This window comes from Acidovorax sp. FW305-C-20-28 (assembly GCF_058783375.1).
In genome coordinates, this window is sequence record NZ_JBYSYM010000006.1 from 105,455 (window position 1) to 120,883 (window position 15,429).

Genomic DNA, 15,429 nt, shown 5'->3' on the forward strand with positions numbered 1-15,429 from the left:
CGCAGGCTTGGACGTGCCCGAAGAGCCGCCGCCTCCGGCGGTGGCACCGAGGCGCGAAGCGCCTCAGGGGGTGCTTCACTTCAGAAATCCAGGACCACGCCGCGCGCCTGCAGCTTGGTTCGCAGCGCTGTGCGGGCGCGCGACAGCCGGCTGCGGACCGTGCCCACGGGTACGGTGAGCATGGCGGCTGCGTCTTCATAGGACAGCTCGTCCACCCCCACCATGAGCAGGATTTCCCGCATGGCCTGGGGCAATTCGGCCAGCGCGGACTGAAGGTGGTTCATGTGCTGCGTCTGCTCCAGCCTCTGTGCGGGGGTGGGCGATTCGGTGGCCATCTCGGCCAGTTCGTCGTCAGAGCCGAAGTCGTAGCGGCGGTGCGGCGCGCGAGACAGGTGGTTGCGCACCAGGTTCATCGCAATGCCGTACAGCCAGGTGGACAGTTCCGACTGGCCCTTGAAACTCTGGTAGGAGCGCACGGCCTCGAGGAAGGCTTGCTGTGCCAGATCCTCCGCGTCGGTGGAATGGCCGATGTTCTTGATGATGAACCGGTGCAGACGCACGCCATGGGCTTGCACCAGAGTCCGGAACAGTGCATCGCGCTCGGCCGAGTCTTCTTCCCCCAGTGGCACGCACTCTTCGAGCGACAAGGCGGTGGCGTTTGCCAGGGCGTCGGCATCCGCGATCGAAGCATCACAAAGAGGAAGGGGAAAAGTCACGGATATCTGGCTGCGTGGTGCATGCGTGCGCCTTCCAGCGCACAATTACAGCAGATTTTTACAGACGCTTGCGACGCTGTACAGTCAAAAGTGCGCTACGCGCAATCCCCCAAAAGGGCATCTCAGCCTTGGCGGAGTTCTTCTGCCAGCCACTGGCGAGCCAGTGGCTCGGAAACCGGCGAAAGGCCCTGGGCGGAGGCGGCGTCGAAACGTTGCTGCATGCGCGCGTCGATAGCGGCGCGCTGCTGGGGATCGAAGGCGGCCGGGTCCAGCCCCGCCAAGCGGCAGACCTCGGTGAATGCCGCCGAACCGCTGGCGGCTGAGACGTTGAGCCGGGTGAGGAAATCAACGCCACTCATCGCCGTTTGGCTGGTTTGCGCCATGTCGATGGCCTGCAGCACCGTACGGGCAGACAGGGGGCGCCCTGGGGCAGGCTGCAGGCCCAGCTCGCGTGCCACCGCAGCCTGTATGCCGCGGGAGAAGGATTGGCCGAGCGCTCCGACGAAGGTGGAGGTGGTATCGGACTGCGGCTCAACCCAGGCCACCGATCGCTGGGATGGCGTGGTTCCGGTCGCACGAACCTGCCACTGCGAGCCGTCTTGGCTCACGTGGACCCAGTTACCCTGCTCGGCTGCCGACTGGAATGCATCCAGCGAGGGCAGCTCGGCGGAACCGGCAGCACCAGGGAGAGGGAAGGAGTTCGAAATCGTCACGACGCGAGCGTTGGCAACCTGTTATTTCGCCAGTTTAGTAACGCTTGCCCGAGTTCGGTTCCAACTGGATTGTCAAACTTCTGCAATGTCGAATTGCACCTCGAAACGGCAAGACCTGGAGACGCCTGAGTCTCTCAGGAAGGCCTCCTCTCTTGGCCGCCAAGCCGAATCAAAGACCACCATTGAGAGTGGCTCACACGACTTCGGTAGGGGTTGCCACGATTGGGGGGGATTGCAGGGGGGAGAACGGGGGGCCACTGCCAAACAATTCCGAACTTTGCGGAATTGCAGCGCATCGTGCCTGATGCAGCCCTTCGATTTCAATCGTTTTTCCCCATTGCAGGGAAGATCAGAGAGATTGAAATACGTGTGTTGGTGCCCCGAGCCGGGGTCGAACCGGCACGCCCCTTTTAAGGAAAGCGGCGGATTTTAAGTCCGCAGTGTCTACCAATTTCACCATCGGGGCGCTGGCTGCAGACACTGCAGCACAGCGTGGGCACGCACATGCAGGCCTGTCGTGCCCTGTCGCATCCGGTCACAAGGCGGCGCCACGGGTGCCACCTTGCAACGCCAAGAAAAAAGGGAAGCCTAAGCTTCCCTTTTGAATCTGGAGCGGGAAAAGAGTCTCGAACTCTCGACCTCAACCTTGGCAAGGTTGCGCTCTACCAACTGAGCTATTCCCGCATTTTACTGTGCCGCTTTCGTTACCGTCAGTCTGCATCAGCAAGACTCAAATTATAGCGCCATTTTTCTGGCTTGCAAACTTCGGCGCAAAAAAATTTGCGCACGAGGTGTGTTGCCCCCATCCAGCCCTCTGCGCTTCTCACGGGTTGGGCGTGCTCCGCACGGAAAAAAGCCCGTATGGAGACGGGCTTGAACTCGTGCCGGGCACGAGGGAGGAAGCCGCTGGTGCTGCGGCGCTTCCATGCTACTACGGAACCGGTGTGCAGTGTGCAGGCTCGCTCACGAAGCAACCCCCACGGGTTTGCGCTGCGTCGGCGCGGAAAGAGCGCCCCCCGCCCGCTGCACACAGGCCCTCGTCTACTGTCAGAACTGACAAACACAGGCAAGCCGCGGGCCGTTCCAATTGCCGGTTGTTCTTCTTCTATCTGCAAAGGAATGACCATGCACATCAGCACACAGCCTGTTGCCCTTTTTGCCGCCACGGCGATGGCACTCGCCCTCGCAGGCTGCGGCGGCGGCAGCGATGACGACAACGGCACACCCCCGGTCGGCGACGGCTACACGCTCGGTGGCAGCGTCAGCGGCCTGGCCGCGAACGGCCGCCTGGTGCTGCAGAACAACGGCACCGCCGATCTCGCCGTCAGTGCCAATGGCGGCTTCACCTTCGACCGCCGCATCGCTGCCGGCAGCGCCTACGCGGTGACGGTGAGCAGCCAGCCGGCCGGCCAGACCTGCACCGTGGCCCAGGGCAGCGGCACGGCCAGCGGCAACGTGGGCAACATCGCCGTGCAGTGCGGCAACCTGCCGACCGCGCGCTTCACCGTGGGCGGCAATGTGAGCGGCCTGGCCGCAGGCACCAGCCTCACCCTGCAGAACAACGGTGGCGACGACCTGGCCGTGGGCAGCAACGGGGGCTTCACCTTCCAGACGGCGCTGGCCGGCGGCGCGGCCTATGCCGTCACCATCCGCACCCAGCCCTCCGGCCAGGGCTGCACCGTGCGCAACGGCAGCGGCACCGTGGGCAGCGCGAATGTCGGCGCGGTGGAAGTGGCCTGCGCCACGAGCGTCGCACTGCCCGACGGCGACTGGCAGCAGGACCTGTGCAGCCAGGTGCGGCCAAACCAATGGGGCCGCAACCTCTGGCGCATCACGCGCGAGAGCGAGACCCGCGTGAACGTGACACTCGGCCTGGTGATGTACAGCGGCGCCAACTGCACGGGCACGGGCTCCGCGGCACCCGGCCCGGCCGGCGGCGGCGGCAGCTTCGTGCTCGCGCGCACTGGCAGCACCGCCACAGCCACCGCCTTCTGGGGCACCTGGACGGTGCCGGCCGCTGTCCCCGTGGTCACACCCGCAGTCTGGGCGCGCAAGGGCGCATCGCTGTGCATCCTGGCCGACAGCACGCCATCGGTGCTGCCGGACGCGGCCATCGTCGAGCGCACGGCCGACCTTTCGATCGCGGGCAAGGGCTGCTACACGCGGCTGTAAGACGCCCATGCCAGCGCGCACCGTCTGGTGGGCGCCTGGACACCCGGGTCGCGGCGGGCAAAGGCAGGGCACACGACCTCCTGCCTGCTGCGGCCTGGCTGCGGTGGGTCGCCTGGGCGCGAAGTTCAGGGCGTGCGGGCAGGCGGCTGCGGAAGGCGGCACAGCCCCCTAAGACGCAGCGCACTTGCGCACGGTTTCCAGCGTTCTCGTGGTGATGGCTTTGCCGAATTTCTTCTCCAACAGAGCGCCGAGCGCAGTGCCCTTCTCATCCGGAACATAGGCCGAAAATACTTCTGTGCGCTCCAGCCTGAAGATGGAGGCTGGCGCCTGCTCTATCGGAAGCGCGATCTCTCCCTCATGAGGTCTGCGAAGAAAGGTGATGACCGGTTTCGCTTTGGGAAAGAGCTTGCAGCCCGCGAACGGATCTCGCGCCACAAGCCGCTGAAGGAATGAAGACGGGCGGACAATGGTTTGAAAAATCCGCCCCAGGTGTTCTTCCATCGCGGCTTCCGCTGCGCTTTCCAGGATGGGAACTATCTGGGGCTGCGCCGAAAAAGCCACGTTGCCGCTGGACAGAAGCGTTTTGACCTCGCAAAAGCCGGCGGCCTCGAAGCAACGCTTGAGCGCTGGCATTTTGCAGTTCATGGGGCTGACACCCCGCAGAAAGGCGACATAGCGTTCCACAATCACTCCGGGTGGTTTGCCAAAAGTCTACTGCCGTCGGAGCGCCCACCGGTGGTGGTGGCTGTCAAAACACAGGGACAGGCATGACCAGCCGACCCTCCAGTGATCCAAAAGCGAAAAAGCCTGCTACCGATTCGATAGCAGGCTTTTCAGTACTGGCTTGGTAAATTCTGGAGGCGCGAACCAGAGTCGAACTGGTCTAACCGGATTTGCAATCCGGGGCATAACCGCTTTGCTATCGCGCCGTGAGCCTTAGATTCTAACCGAATTTGGGGCAGTTCTGAAAAATGCACTTACGCCAGTGCAAAGTCCACGGCCGCCTTGGCGTGCAGTGCGGTGGTATCGAGCAGCGGCAGGGGGCTGTGCACCTGCTGCACCAGCAGCGAGATCTCGGTGCAGCCGAGCACGATGGCCTCGCAGCCTTGGCTCTGCAGCGCCGCGATGGCCTGCTGGTAGAAGGTGCGCGAGGCCTCGCGCACGGTGCCCTGGCACAGCTCTTCGTAGATCACGCGGTGCACCTCGGCGCGCGTGGCGGCGTCCGGGGTGAGGATTTCCAGGCCATGCGCCTGCGCCAGGCGGTCCTTGAGGAAAGGCTGCTCCATGGTGAAGGCCGTGGCCAGCAGGCCCAGCCGGCGCAGGCCGCGCGCACGCGCCGCCTCGCCCACCGGGTCGGCAATGTGCAGAAAGGGCAGCGGCGTGGCTGCGGCAATGGTGCCGGCCAGCTTGTGCATGGTGTTGGTGCACAGCACGATGGCATCGGCCCCGGCGGCATGCAGGCGGCGCGCGCTGTCGGCCAGCAGGGCGCCGGCATCGTCCCAGCGGCCCTCGTGCTGGGCCTGGGCAATGGGGCCGAAGTCCACGCTGTGCAAGAGCAACTGCGCCGAGCGCAAGGGCCCCAGGCGATTGCGCACCGCCTGGTTCATGAGGCGGTAGTACTCGGCGGTGGATTCTGCACTCATGCCGCCGATCAGGCCAATGGTCTTCACATGGATCTCCTGCTGGAAAGCTGCCATGATCCGCAGCGTGCACTCCATCGTCTATCACGGAATTTCAGGTCCCGGCTGTGTCACCGTGGAACTGCTCGCGCGGGCGCCCTACAGCGCACGGGACGATGTGCTGCAGGCCACCTTCGGCATCGCGCTGGAGCGCCAGCTCGGCGTGCACGCCATCGGCGGCGACCGGCGCGAGGACTTCGACACCTGGATGGGCACCATGTCCCTCACCCCGCCGGGCCTGGACGTGTTCTCGGAATCCGCCACCGGGGGTGAGTACCTGGCGATCCGCTGGGACGAAGGGGGAGACCAGGGCGGCCATCGCGCGCTGTCACGGCCCCAGCGGACGGCGCCAGCGGTCTTGCTGCAGCAGGCCCTGGCCTTGCGCCGGCTGCTCGTGGGCCAGGCCCCACCTTCGCAGATCGAGGCACGGGTGCAACAGGTGCTGGCAGGGGTGGATGCCCTGCTGCAAAGGCCCGATCCCACGCGCACCCCTTGGGCCGCGCTGCGGCCGGCCTATGCGCAGGTGCTGGAGCGCATCGACGATGAAATCGGCCACCCCGCGGAAGACCTCAGCCTGGCCGCCCTGAGCGCCCAGGTGGGCGAAGCACCTCTGGCCTTCTTGCGGCACTTCAAGCAGTTGACCGGCATGACGCCGCACGCCTATGTCAACGAACGGCGGCTCCAGCGCGCGCGTCGCGAACTGCAAGCACCGCAGGCCGTGCTGGCCGACGTGGCGGCGCTGGCGGGCTATGCCAGCCAGTCGCACATGGGCACCGCCATGCGGCGCGCACTGCACCTCACGCCGGCAGGCTACCGGGCGCGGGCCCTGGCGGGCCTTGCGCCCATCTGACCCGCCTGACCGGCCTGCTTGCCACACCATGGCTCGGCCTTCCACGCCCTTGCCCACCTGGCAATACCTGCCGGCGCCCCACAGCGCCTTGCTCTCGCACTGGGACTGCCGGCTGGCCGGGTTCAGCGAGGACCTGGGCCAGCCCGTGCAGCGGCTGGAGGTCGCCAGTGCACGCGTGCGGCTGGTGATCGGCTTCGAGGCCCGCTACCGGCTGGCCCCCGCGGGCGCGCCCGGTGCGTCGGACGCGGCACGCAGTTGCCAGGCCTTCCTGATCGGCATGGCCGGCAGTGCGATGACGACGGAGCACCCGGCGATGCAGTCCTGCATCGAAGTGGACCTGCCGCCCTGGTCCGCCTTCAGCCTGCTGCAGGGCGACGGGGCCGCGGTGGGCGCGGGCCTGCTGGACCTGTCCGAGCTCTGGGGGGCACAGATAGGATCGCTGGCCGATGAGCTCAACAGCCTGCCCAGCTGGGAGGCCCGCTTTGCGCGCGTGGAGCACTTCCTGGCCGGGCGCCTGCAGGCACCCCGCCGGCAGGTGGATGCGCGGCTGCAGCAGGCCTGGGCGCAGATGGCGCTGCAACACGGCCAGGTGCCCATGGCAGCCCTGCGCGAACACACCGGCTGGAGCGCACGGCACTTTGCCCAGCGTTTTGCCGCCCACTTCGGCCTGGCCCCCAAGGCCGCGGCCATGCGCCAGCGCTTTGCGCGCGCCCATGCCTTGCTGCTGGCCACACCCACGGCCGGGCTTGCCGATCTGGCGGCCCGGTGCGGCTACAGCGACCAAAGCCATTTCACACGGGAGTTTCGCTACTTTGCCGCCTGCTCCCCCGCGGCCTACGCGCGGGCCAACCTGGGCGATGTGCCGGGCAAGCCGGCGTCGTTGGTGGGCCACTGATGCGGGGACTGCACTGCCGGATCGCCTGGCGCTGGCACATTAAGATCCCCCATGCTGGAAGCCCCGCTGCCTTCTTCCACGCCACGCAAATGCCCCGCAGAGCGCTGTGATGCACGGACCCACGACAACCACCCACCACCACGCGAGGACAGCCCCACCATGCGGCCGCCATCCACCACGACACCGCCTCCCGCCGCCCGCAGGCTCCGCCGTGGGCTGGCCCTTTGCGTGCTGGCCATCGGCCTGGGCAGCAGCATGACAGGCCACGGCGCCAGCGCCGCACCAGAGCGCCCGGCCGCCGGCGGCGACGTGGATGAAACCCGCAGCGTGGTGCAGCGCAGCCGCGCACCGGTGGACTGCCTGTCGGTGGTGCTCGAGGGCGTCACCGTGCTGCTGGACCGCGGCGAACTCAGCCGCCAGGCCAGCGCCAAGCCCACCGCGTGGAAGACCGAGGCCGAGCGCATGGCCCTGATCGAGGGGCGCCGCGCCGCGGCACTGCTGCAGGCCGCCACGCCCGCCAAGGACGGCCCGAGCACCTGCCACCAGGTCATGCAGACGCTGGACGGCGAAGACCAGTTCGTGGTGCTCGCCCACCTGGAGCGCGGCGCCGCCACCGTGCTGCCCGCGGGCAGCCGGCAGCCTGTGCCCGCTGTCGCCATCCGCTACCTGGCCCAGCGCTGCGGCCCCACCTGCGGGCGGGGCCACATCATGGTGTCCGTGCCGGGGCAGCCGCGGCCCTTCCTGGTGGCGGACTGGTGGGCGTCCTGACAGGGACGCGATTTCGCGCTTCTGTGGCACTGGCCTTGGCCGTGCCGGCCCTGGCAGGTGCGCCCTGGTGGCTGGCACACCAGCCGTACACACCCGCCAGTGCCATCGCCGAGGCCCAGGCTTTTGTGCGCGATGTAGAGCAAGGCCGCTTGGCGGCCGCCCACGCGCGCACGGCACGCAACGCGGCCACCGGTACCACGCCGGAAGAGTTCCGAGCCCATGCAGCGCGCCAGCTGTGCCCGCCCGCACAGGTGCGCCACACCCTGCCCTTCCAGTCCCATGGCAACCGCCTGCGGCGCTGGCTTGCGGGGCGCGATGTGGACGAGCCCCAGGTCACCGTGGAGTTCCAGGGCAGCCCCTGCCTGTTCGGCATCACCTTGCGGCAAACAGAACCGGGCCAGTGGCGCATCGTGCGCTTTGCCAGCCACGCGGGTTGAGCGTTGCGCCGTAAAACCCCTTTGGCAGTGCATGCCATCACGCTGCAAGGCTATGCTTGCAGCCCACCACCATCCCCCAACGCCGATCAAGAGGCCTGCATCGTGCTCCCATTCCGCCTGTCTGCCCCGCTGCTGTGCTGTGTTGCCCTGGTGCTGTGCAGCACCGGGGCACAGGCGCAAGGCACCACCCGCACCACCACCGCCACCGGCCCGGCCGTTCCCTGCAGCAAGCACATGAGCCCTTCCACCTGGCAACTCCTGCCCCGCCAAGGCATCTCCTGCGGCGCCCTGAAGATCGACTTCGGCCAGCCACGTGCGGCGTTGCGCGGCGCCATGGTGGCCGCCGGCTTCGTGCCGCCCAAGCCCGAGCGCTACCAGGACGAAGACGATTTCCAGAGCGCCGACCAGGCCACCTTCATCCGCGTGCGCTACGACGCCGGCGACAAGGTGCAGGACATCGAGTTCCTGGGTGGCGCGCTGGCCTACCAGGGCGCGCCGCTGCACGGCGGCACCACCTTTGCCGACGTGAAGAAGCGCTTCAAGGCAGCCAAACTGCAACTGCGCGATACACAGTGGCTGGGCGATGGCAAGGACTGCCCGGAGCTGGGCATCAACATCGCCACGCGCGAGGACGTGGGCGGCGATGGCGATGGCATCGAATGGGTGATCCTGAGCAGCACCTTCAAGTGACGCGGCACCGCGAGGTGTGCACCGGCGCGTACTCCATCTCCAGCGCCACCCAGTCGCGCGTGCCCGCGCCATAGCGCTGGCCGATGTCGCACAATGCGGCATCGAGCACCCGGGCCGGGGGCACATCGGCGTACAGGGGCAGCGCGGGCAGCAGCGCACCCCCCGCGCTTGCAGGTGGCCCCGCCACGGCCAGGCCGCTGGCCAGGCGCACACCCTGCCCTGGGCTTGCCGCCATCGGCTCGACCACCAGGCCGGCGAGGCGGTGGGTGCGGCTCCATGCATCCATGGCCAGGGCCAGGCGCAGGTCGTCCATGCCGTCGGCGATGCGCACCACCATCTGCCCGCCGGCCCAGCCCCGCAGGCGGTTGGCCAGGTACACGGCCACCCGCGGCGGCGTGAGGCCAAAGGCCTGGCCTGTGTGGTGCGGTGCCCAATCCACCATGCCGATCTGCTGCGCCAGGGCCTGCGCCGCCGCCGTGTCGCCCAGCGCCTCCACCAACGCCAGCGACACGGGAATGGAGGCCGAGACCCCCGTGGTGGTGGCCACGCCCTTGTCGATCAGGTAGCGCTGGCTGGGGACATGCATGGCCGTGGGGTGGCGCGCCAGCAGAGTGGCGCGGTCGTGCCAGTGGCCGGTGAAGCGGCGTCCATCGAGCAGTCCAGCCTGGCCCAGCACCTGCGCACCGGAGCACACACCGACGATGGCCGCGCCCCGCGCAGCCTGGCGGCGCAGCCATGCCAGCAGCACGGGCTCATCGTCCACCAGCATGGCGGGCACCACCACGCAGTCGGCGCCCTGGGGGTGCTGTGCATCGAAATCGTCCAGGCTGCACGGCACCTGCACCTGCACCTGCAGCGCAGGGACCAGTTGCACCACCCCGCCGCGCAGCGCCACGGCCTGCACCCGGGCCACGCCCGAGCGGGCGAGCAGTGCATGGGGCACGAGAAAGTCCGTGATCTCGGTGCCTGCGTTGTGCGCAAGCACCGCGACCACGGGAGGGCGCGATGCGCCCGCTGGACGGAGCACCTGCCGCAATGCATCGGCAAAGGCCTGTAGCGGCTGCGCGGGCACAGCAGGGCTGGCGGGCATATCGGCGGTGCTGCAGCCGCAGGCGGTGCCAGCCAGGGCCAGGCAGCCTGCCAAGGCCTGGCGACGATTGAGAAGGGAAGCAAAAGGCATGGGCGAGGGCAGATGTCTGCGAGGAAGATGCAATGCGGCGACGATAGGCAGGCCGGCGCCGCGCCGTTGGACAAATCACCTGCAGTTCCTGCCACATGCCGCGCTGCCGGCCCCGCCCTCCGCCCCCCGGGGCGCGATAGCATGCGCACCCATGCCCTCTGACACCGACTACCGCCCACCGCCGCCCTTTGTCGACTTGGTGTTCATCGCCTTCGATGGCGTGCAGATGCTCGACGTGGCCGGGCCCATGGAAGTGTTCGCCGTGGCCAACGAGCACCTGCCGCCCGACGCGCGGCCCTACCGGCTCACGCTGGGTTCGCCCACCGGCCGCCCCCTGGGCACCCACGCGGGACTGCAGCTGGGCCCGGTGGTGGCCTTGCAGGACCTGCTGCCGGGCACCGATACGCTGGTCGTCACGGGCGGCAGCGAGCAGGCCCTGCTGGCCGCCGCGGCCGACCCCGTGGTGAAGCCCTGGATCCAGGCCCGCGCGCAGGCGGCCCGCCGCGTGGTGGGCGTCTGCACCGGCGCGCTGGTGCTGGCCGCCGCCGGCCTGCTGGACGGGCGCCGCGCCACCACGCACTGGAACCGCTGCGCCCTTCTGCAGTCGCTGGGCCAGGGCATCGCGGTGGAGCCCGACGCCATCTTTGTCGCCAGCCACCCGGTCTACACCTCGGCTGGCGTCACCGCCGGCATCGACCTGTGCCTGGCACTGGTGGAGGCCGACCATGGCGCCGCCACGGCGCTCGCGGTGGCGCGTGAGCTGGTGCTGTTCCTGCGCCGCCCGGGCGGGCAGTCGCAGTTCAGCGCGGGGCTGCAGGTGCAGGCTGCAGCGGCCCCGCCCATCAAGGCCCTGGTCGCCTCCTTGCTCGCCGACCCCACGGGCGATTGCAGCGCCGCAGCGCTGGCCGGGCGGGCGGGCATGTCCGAACGCACCCTGGCGCGCGCCTTTCGCGCAGAGACCGGGCTCACCCCCGCGCAGTTCGTGGAGGCTGCGCGCGTGGAACGTGCCAAGGCCTTGCTGGAGAGTTCCGCCTGGCCGCTGGCCCGCGTGGCCCAGCGCGCAGGCTTTGCCAGCGTGGACGCGCTGCAGCGCGCCTTCGTGAAGCGCGTGCGCATCACCCCGGGGCAGTATCGGGAGCGCTTCGGTCCGCCGGCATCGGGCCGCTGAGCACGGTGCAACCAGGGCACCATGCCGCACGCTCCCCGCATGGGAATCGGTGGTCTATAGTCCGCCCACCAGCTTGAAGGATCGGAGGGAGCAGTCCACACCATGCCAGGCGCCCAGCCCACCATGGCAGCCCGCGCATTGCGCATGGCGTTGCCGTTCGCCATGGCCGCACTGCTGCCGGTGCTGGCGAGCCCGGCATCGGCCCAGGACTGCGTGCGCCTGGACTGCGGCCCCGACGGGCAGTGCAGCATCCGCCCCGCCCGGCTGACGGCACGCATGCCCGCGGGCTTTGCCATCACCTCCATCCGCGGCCACAGCGCCATCGCCACCCAAGGCGACGCCGGCTCTGCGGTATGCCAGCCCGTGCAGCAGCTGCCCCGAACCCTTTCGCTCGACCAGGCCAGCCTGTATGGGTCGGTACAGATCGCGGGCCGGCTTCAGGTCCCGGGCACGCTGCGCTTCGAGCCCAACGATGGCGGGGCACTGGAGTTCCGCCCGGCCCGCGCAGTCTTCCACGGCACCGGCCCGTTCTTTCGCGCGCGCTTTGAGCGCATCAAGCTCGACGCGGCCCAGCCCCCAGTGGGCATTACCCCACCGCGGCGCCTGGCCAAGGCCGACTGCTGGCAGGCCCAGGCCACGGCCGAGCTGTCCGATTTCTCGGTGCTGGTCGGCGACACCTCCGCAGCTGGCACCTACCCGCAGCGTGCGCGCATCACCGCCTTCCATGGCTTCACTGCATGCACCTGGGGCGGGCCCTGACATTGCCCCATCTGCCATTGACCGCCATGCCCCAGCCTCCTGCCGCCCCGGTTCTGTGCTGCACCGCCACCCTGGCCCGCAAGGACCCGCGCCTGCCTGTGTACGTGGTCATTCCGCATGCGGTCGTCGCGCCCTGGGAGCTGCAGGCCACCACGGTGGTGGAAGGCTCGGCCAACGGCCATGCACTGGGGCGGCGCACGCTCAAGCGCTGGGACGCCTCCCCCCAATCCCCCTGGTTCCTGGAGTTCACCGCACCCTGGTGCAAGAGCGCCGGCGTGGCCGTGGGCGATGCGCTGCAACTGGCGCTGACTCGGGCGGACACCAAGGTGCCCGATGAACTGCAGGCACTGCTAGCGCAGGCACCGGAGTTGGCTGCTGCATGAAAGAAGCGCAGCGATGCCTTGCGCCGTGCCGCCATGGAGCACATCCGCACGGGCAAAAGCACCAGCACGCGCGAGCGCCGCGCTGCCTTGCTGGCACAGCAGCTGCGCGATGGCCCCTGACAGGGGCAGGCGCGAAGGAAAGCGCAGGCGCTGAAAACAAAAAAGGATCCCGAAGGATCCTTTTCGTTTGCCTGCTGCACATCAACTTGTGTGCAGCCTGCGATGTATGGAGCGGGAAAAGAGTCTCGAACTCTCGACCTCAACCTTGGCAAGGTTGCGCTCTACCAACTGAGCTATTCCCGCATTTACCGAAGCCTTACATTGTACATCGTTTAGTACGTTGTGTGCTGCGATGGAATGAATTGTAGCGCACTTTTTGGGGGTCTCCAGAAAAAAGTGCAATTTCTTCATTCCATCGCCATTTTTTCTTCGCCGCTCAGTGCTTGAGCCCGTCGGCTGCCGGGGCACCGGCCTTCTCGGGCGCCGGCGCCACGGAGGCCGCGACCTCTTCGTCCGTCAGCGGCACGGGCCGGCTGGCCAGCGCCACTTCCAGCACCTTGTCGATCCAGCGCACGGGCACGATCTCCAGGCCGCTCTTCACGTTGTCCGGAATCTCGGCCAGGTCCTTCACGTTCTCTTCGGGGATCAGCACCGTCTTGATGCCGCCGCGCAGGGCCGCCAGCAGCTTTTCCTTGAGGCCGCCGATGGCAGTCACCTCGCCGCGCAGCGTGATTTCGCCGGTCATGGCCACATCGGCGCGCACGGGGATGCCCGTGAGCGCAGAGACGAAGGCCGTGGTCATGGCGGCACCCGCGCTCGGGCCGTCCTTGGGCGTGGCGCCATCGGGCACGTGGATGTGGATGTCGCGCTTCTCGAAGGCCTCGTCCTTGATGCCCAGGATGCGCGAGCGGCTGCGCACCACGGTGCGCGCGGCCTCGACCGATTCCTTCATCACATCGCCCAGCGAGCCGGTGCGCGTGATCACGCCCTTGCCGGGCATGGCCGCGGCCTCGATGGTCAGCAGATCACCGCCCACCTCGGTCCACGCCAGGCCGACCACCTGGCCCACCTGGTTCTGCGCCTCGGCACGGCCGTAGGTGTACTTGCGCACGCCCAGGAAGTCCGGCAGGTTGTCGGCCGTGACCACGACCTTGGGTTCGAGCTTCTTGAGCTGCAGGCCCTTGACCACCTTGCGGCAGATCTTGGAGAGCTCGCGCTCGAGTGAGCGCACGCCCGCCTCGCGGGTGTAGTAGCGCACCAGGTCGCGCACGGCGGCCTCGGTCACCTCGAGTTCCTCGTCCTTCACGCCATTGTTCTTGAGCTGCTTGGGCAGCAGGTACTTCATGGCGATGCTGGTCTTCTCGTCCTCGGTGTAACCCGACAGGCGGATCACTTCCATGCGGTCGAGCAGGGCGGGCGGAATGTTCATCGAGTTCGACGTGGCGACGAACATCACGTCGGACAGGTCGAAGTCCACCTCCACATAGTGGTCGCCGAAGGTGTGGTTCTGCTCGGGGTCCAGCACCTCCAGCAGCGCACTCGAAGGGTCGCCGCGGAAGTCCGTCCCGAGCTTGTCGATCTCGTCGAGCAGGAACAGCGGGTTGCGCGTGCCCACCTTCGACAGGCTTTGCAGCACCTTGCCCGGCAGCGCGCCGATGTAGGTGCGGCGGTGCCCGCGGATCTCGGCCTCGTCGCGCATGCCGCCCAGGGCCATGCGCACGTACTTGCGCCCCGTGGCCTTGGCGATCGACTGGCCCAGCGAGGTCTTGCCCACGCCCGGTGGCCCCACCAGGCACAGGATGGGTGCCTTCACCTTGTCCACACGCTGCTGCACCGCGAGGTACTCGAGAATGCGGTCCTTGACCTTGTCCAGGCCGTAGTGGTCTTCGTTGAGCACGCCCTCGGCGTTCATGAGGTCGTGCTTGATCTTGGTCTTCTTGCTCCAGGGCAGGCCCGTGAGCACATCGATGTAGTTGCGCACCACGGTGGCCTCGGCCGACATGGGCGACATGAGCTTGAGCTTCTTGAACTCGGCATCGGCCTTCTTGCGCGCCTCGGCGGGCATCTTGGCGAGCTTGATCTTCTTCTCGATCTCCTCCATGTCCGCGCCGTCTTCGCCTTCGCCCAGTTCCTTCTGGATGGCCTTGACCTGCTCGTTGAGGTAGAAGTCGCGCTGGTTCTTCTCCATCTGGCGCTTGACGCGGCCACGGATCTTCTTGTCGACGTTGAGGATGTCGACCTCGCGGTCGAGCTGCTCGAACAGGTTCTCGAGGCGCGCCTTCACGTCCGAGAGGTCGAGCACGATCTGCTTGTTCTCGAGCTTGAGCGGCAGGTGCGCGGCAATCGTGTCGGCCAGGCGGCCCGGGTCGTCGATGCTGGAGATGCTGGTGAGGATCTCGGGCGGGATCTTCTTGTTGAGCTTGACGTACTGGTCGAACTGCTGCATCACCGCGCGGCGCAGGGCCTCGATCTCGCTGGGCTTGTTCGCGTCGGCGGCCAGCTCCACGGGCGTCACGGTGGCCGTGAAGTGCGATTCGGCGTCCTCGATGGAGGTCACCAGTGCGCGCTGCTGGCCCTCGACCAGCACCTTCACGGTGCCGTCGGGCAGCTTGAGCATCTGCAGGATGGTGGAGACGCAGCCGACATCGAACATGTCAGCGACCGAGGGTTCGTCCTTGGCGGCGGCCTTCTGGGCCACCAGCATGATGCGGCGGTCGGCCTCCATGGCCAGCTCCAGCGCCTTGATGCTCTTGGGGCGGCCCACGAAGAGCGGAATCACCATGTGGGGGAACACCACCACGTCGCGCAGGGGCAACAGCGGCAGGTCGATGGGGGTGGCTGGCAGGGGGGTATGTCCGGACATGGAAATCCTCAGTTAACTCTGTGGCATATGGTCCACAAGCGGGGATTTTCAACCCCTTTTTCCAGCCGTACCGGAAGAAGGGTTGAGGGGCAGCGCAGACGGCCGCCCGGAGCGGTGCATGCAGTCAGTTGTGCGCACCGCCAGGACATCTCAGAC

15 protein-coding genes and 4 tRNA genes are annotated in these 15,429 nt (G+C 67.7%); 9 read left to right on the top strand and 10 right to left on the bottom strand.

Going from position 1 to position 15,429, the window contains the following annotated elements:
* Window positions 1-80 precede the first annotated feature (80 nt).
* The 4 genes from AC3WOH_RS09450 to AC3WOH_RS09465 all read right to left on the bottom strand — a co-directional run bounded on the left by AC3WOH_RS09450 (window position 81) and on the right by AC3WOH_RS09465 (window position 2,113).
* The gene (locus AC3WOH_RS09450; RefSeq protein WP_492229106.1) at window positions 81-716 is read right to left on the bottom strand and encodes an RNA polymerase sigma factor; all 636 of its coding nucleotides are present in this window, start codon (window positions 714-716) and stop codon (window positions 81-83) included.
* 122 nt (window positions 717-838) lie between these two features.
* Window positions 839-1,429: a BspR family type III secretion system anti-sigma factor gene (locus AC3WOH_RS09455; protein ID WP_492229107.1), complete on the bottom strand. Its 591-nt coding sequence runs from the start codon at window positions 1,427-1,429 to the stop codon at window positions 839-841.
* Between the two features lie 373 nt (window positions 1,430-1,802).
* A tRNA-Leu gene (locus AC3WOH_RS09460) sits at window positions 1,803-1,895 on the bottom strand.
* A 142-nt stretch (window positions 1,896-2,037) separates the two neighbouring features.
* Window positions 2,038-2,113, bottom strand: a tRNA-Gly gene (locus tag AC3WOH_RS09465).
* Between the two features lie 441 nt (window positions 2,114-2,554).
* Between AC3WOH_RS09465 and AC3WOH_RS09470 the strand changes: the two genes are divergently transcribed.
* Window positions 2,555-3,601 (top strand): hypothetical protein, encoded by a 1,047-nt coding sequence (locus AC3WOH_RS09470; protein WP_492229108.1) that lies wholly within the window; start codon window positions 2,555-2,557, stop codon window positions 3,599-3,601.
* Between the two features lie 168 nt (window positions 3,602-3,769).
* Here the strand turns inward: AC3WOH_RS09470 and AC3WOH_RS09475 are convergent, their stop codons facing one another.
* The 3 genes from AC3WOH_RS09475 to AC3WOH_RS09485 form a co-directional block, all read right to left on the bottom strand.
* Window positions 3,770-4,285 (bottom strand): DUF1697 domain-containing protein, encoded by a 516-nt coding sequence (locus AC3WOH_RS09475; protein ID WP_492229109.1) that lies wholly within the window; start codon window positions 4,283-4,285, stop codon window positions 3,770-3,772.
* A gap of 171 nt (window positions 4,286-4,456) precedes the next feature.
* Window positions 4,457-4,530, bottom strand: a tRNA-Cys gene (locus AC3WOH_RS09480).
* A 48-nt stretch (window positions 4,531-4,578) separates the two neighbouring features.
* Window positions 4,579-5,298 carry an aspartate/glutamate racemase family protein gene (locus tag AC3WOH_RS09485; RefSeq protein WP_492229110.1) on the bottom strand — a complete coding sequence of 240 codons (720 nt, stop codon included), beginning with the start codon at window positions 5,296-5,298 and terminating at the stop codon, window positions 4,579-4,581.
* Here AC3WOH_RS09485 and AC3WOH_RS09490 point away from each other — a divergent pair.
* The 5 genes from AC3WOH_RS09490 (at window position 5,297) to AC3WOH_RS09510 (ending at window position 8,920) form a co-directional block, all read left to right on the top strand.
* Entirely contained in the window at window positions 5,297-6,130 is an 834-nt protein-coding gene (locus AC3WOH_RS09490) for a helix-turn-helix domain-containing protein (protein ID WP_492229111.1), read from the top strand. The genes AC3WOH_RS09485 and AC3WOH_RS09490 overlap by 2 nt on opposite strands.
* A 28-nt stretch (window positions 6,131-6,158) precedes the next feature.
* Entirely contained in the window at window positions 6,159-7,025 is an 867-nt protein-coding gene (locus tag AC3WOH_RS09495) for a helix-turn-helix domain-containing protein (RefSeq protein WP_492229112.1), read from the top strand.
* A 159-nt stretch (window positions 7,026-7,184) separates the two neighbouring features.
* Complete coding sequence (locus AC3WOH_RS09500; RefSeq protein WP_492229113.1) at window positions 7,185-7,793, top strand: hypothetical protein; 609 nt, start codon at window positions 7,185-7,187, stop codon at window positions 7,791-7,793.
* Between the two features lie 23 nt (window positions 7,794-7,816).
* Window positions 7,817-8,230, top strand: a complete 414-nt coding sequence (locus AC3WOH_RS09505) for a hypothetical protein (protein ID WP_492229114.1) — start codon at window positions 7,817-7,819, stop codon at window positions 8,228-8,230.
* A 102-nt stretch (window positions 8,231-8,332) separates the two neighbouring features.
* Window positions 8,333-8,920, top strand: a complete 588-nt coding sequence (locus AC3WOH_RS09510; RefSeq protein ID WP_492229115.1) for a hypothetical protein — start codon at window positions 8,333-8,335, stop codon at window positions 8,918-8,920.
* On the opposite strand, the gene AC3WOH_RS09515 is transcribed toward AC3WOH_RS09510, so the two are convergent.
* Window positions 8,913-10,010, bottom strand: coding sequence for a DJ-1/PfpI family protein (locus AC3WOH_RS09515; protein ID WP_492229116.1), 1,098 nt, complete (start codon window positions 10,008-10,010; stop codon window positions 8,913-8,915). The two genes, AC3WOH_RS09510 and AC3WOH_RS09515, sit on opposite strands and share 8 nt — an antisense overlap.
* 241 nt (window positions 10,011-10,251) lie before the next feature.
* Here AC3WOH_RS09515 and AC3WOH_RS09520 point away from each other — a divergent pair, with 241 nt between their 5' ends.
* The 3 genes from AC3WOH_RS09520 (at window position 10,252) to AC3WOH_RS09530 (ending at window position 12,410) form a co-directional block, all read left to right on the top strand.
* Window positions 10,252-11,268: a GlxA family transcriptional regulator gene (locus AC3WOH_RS09520; protein ID WP_492229117.1), complete on the top strand. Its 1,017-nt coding sequence runs from the start codon at window positions 10,252-10,254 to the stop codon at window positions 11,266-11,268.
* 102 nt (window positions 11,269-11,370) lie between these two features.
* On the top strand, window positions 11,371-12,027 hold the full coding sequence (locus tag AC3WOH_RS09525; RefSeq protein ID WP_492229118.1) for a hypothetical protein: 657 nt from the start codon (window positions 11,371-11,373) through the stop codon (window positions 12,025-12,027).
* A gap of 26 nt (window positions 12,028-12,053) precedes the next feature.
* A complete protein-coding gene (locus tag AC3WOH_RS09530) occupies window positions 12,054-12,410 on the top strand; it encodes a hypothetical protein (protein WP_492229119.1) in 357 nt (118 codons plus the stop codon).
* A gap of 227 nt (window positions 12,411-12,637) precedes the next feature.
* Here the strand turns inward: AC3WOH_RS09530 and AC3WOH_RS09535 are convergent.
* Both AC3WOH_RS09535 and lon read right to left on the bottom strand, forming a co-directional pair.
* Window positions 12,638-12,713, bottom strand: a tRNA-Gly gene (locus AC3WOH_RS09535).
* A gap of 133 nt (window positions 12,714-12,846) precedes the next feature.
* Window positions 12,847-15,273 (bottom strand): endopeptidase La, encoded by a 2,427-nt coding sequence (gene lon / locus AC3WOH_RS09540; RefSeq protein WP_492229120.1) that lies wholly within the window; start codon window positions 15,271-15,273, stop codon window positions 12,847-12,849.
* Window positions 15,274-15,429: the final 156 nt, after the last annotated feature.

Coding starts and splice junctions, on each gene's coding strand:
- AC3WOH_RS09530 (WP_492229119.1), top strand. CDS start 12,054: ATGCCCCAGCCTCCTGCCGCCCCGGTTCTGTGCTGCACCGCCACCCTG.
- AC3WOH_RS09515 (WP_492229116.1), bottom strand. CDS start 10,010: ATGCCCGCCAGCCCTGCTGTGCCCGCGCAGCCGCTACAGGCCTTTGCC.
- lon (WP_492229120.1), bottom strand. CDS start 15,273: ATGTCCGGACATACCCCCCTGCCAGCCACCCCCATCGACCTGCCGCTG.
- AC3WOH_RS09485 (WP_492229110.1), bottom strand. CDS start 5,298: ATGGCAGCTTTCCAGCAGGAGATCCATGTGAAGACCATTGGCCTGATC.
- AC3WOH_RS09490 (WP_492229111.1), top strand. CDS start 5,297: ATGATCCGCAGCGTGCACTCCATCGTCTATCACGGAATTTCAGGTCCC.
- AC3WOH_RS09495 (WP_492229112.1), top strand. CDS start 6,159: ATGGCTCGGCCTTCCACGCCCTTGCCCACCTGGCAATACCTGCCGGCG.
- AC3WOH_RS09470 (WP_492229108.1), top strand. CDS start 2,555: ATGCACATCAGCACACAGCCTGTTGCCCTTTTTGCCGCCACGGCGATG.
- AC3WOH_RS09520 (WP_492229117.1), top strand. CDS start 10,252: ATGCCCTCTGACACCGACTACCGCCCACCGCCGCCCTTTGTCGACTTG.
- AC3WOH_RS09525 (WP_492229118.1), top strand. CDS start 11,371: ATGCCAGGCGCCCAGCCCACCATGGCAGCCCGCGCATTGCGCATGGCG.
- AC3WOH_RS09500 (WP_492229113.1), top strand. CDS start 7,185: ATGCGGCCGCCATCCACCACGACACCGCCTCCCGCCGCCCGCAGGCTC.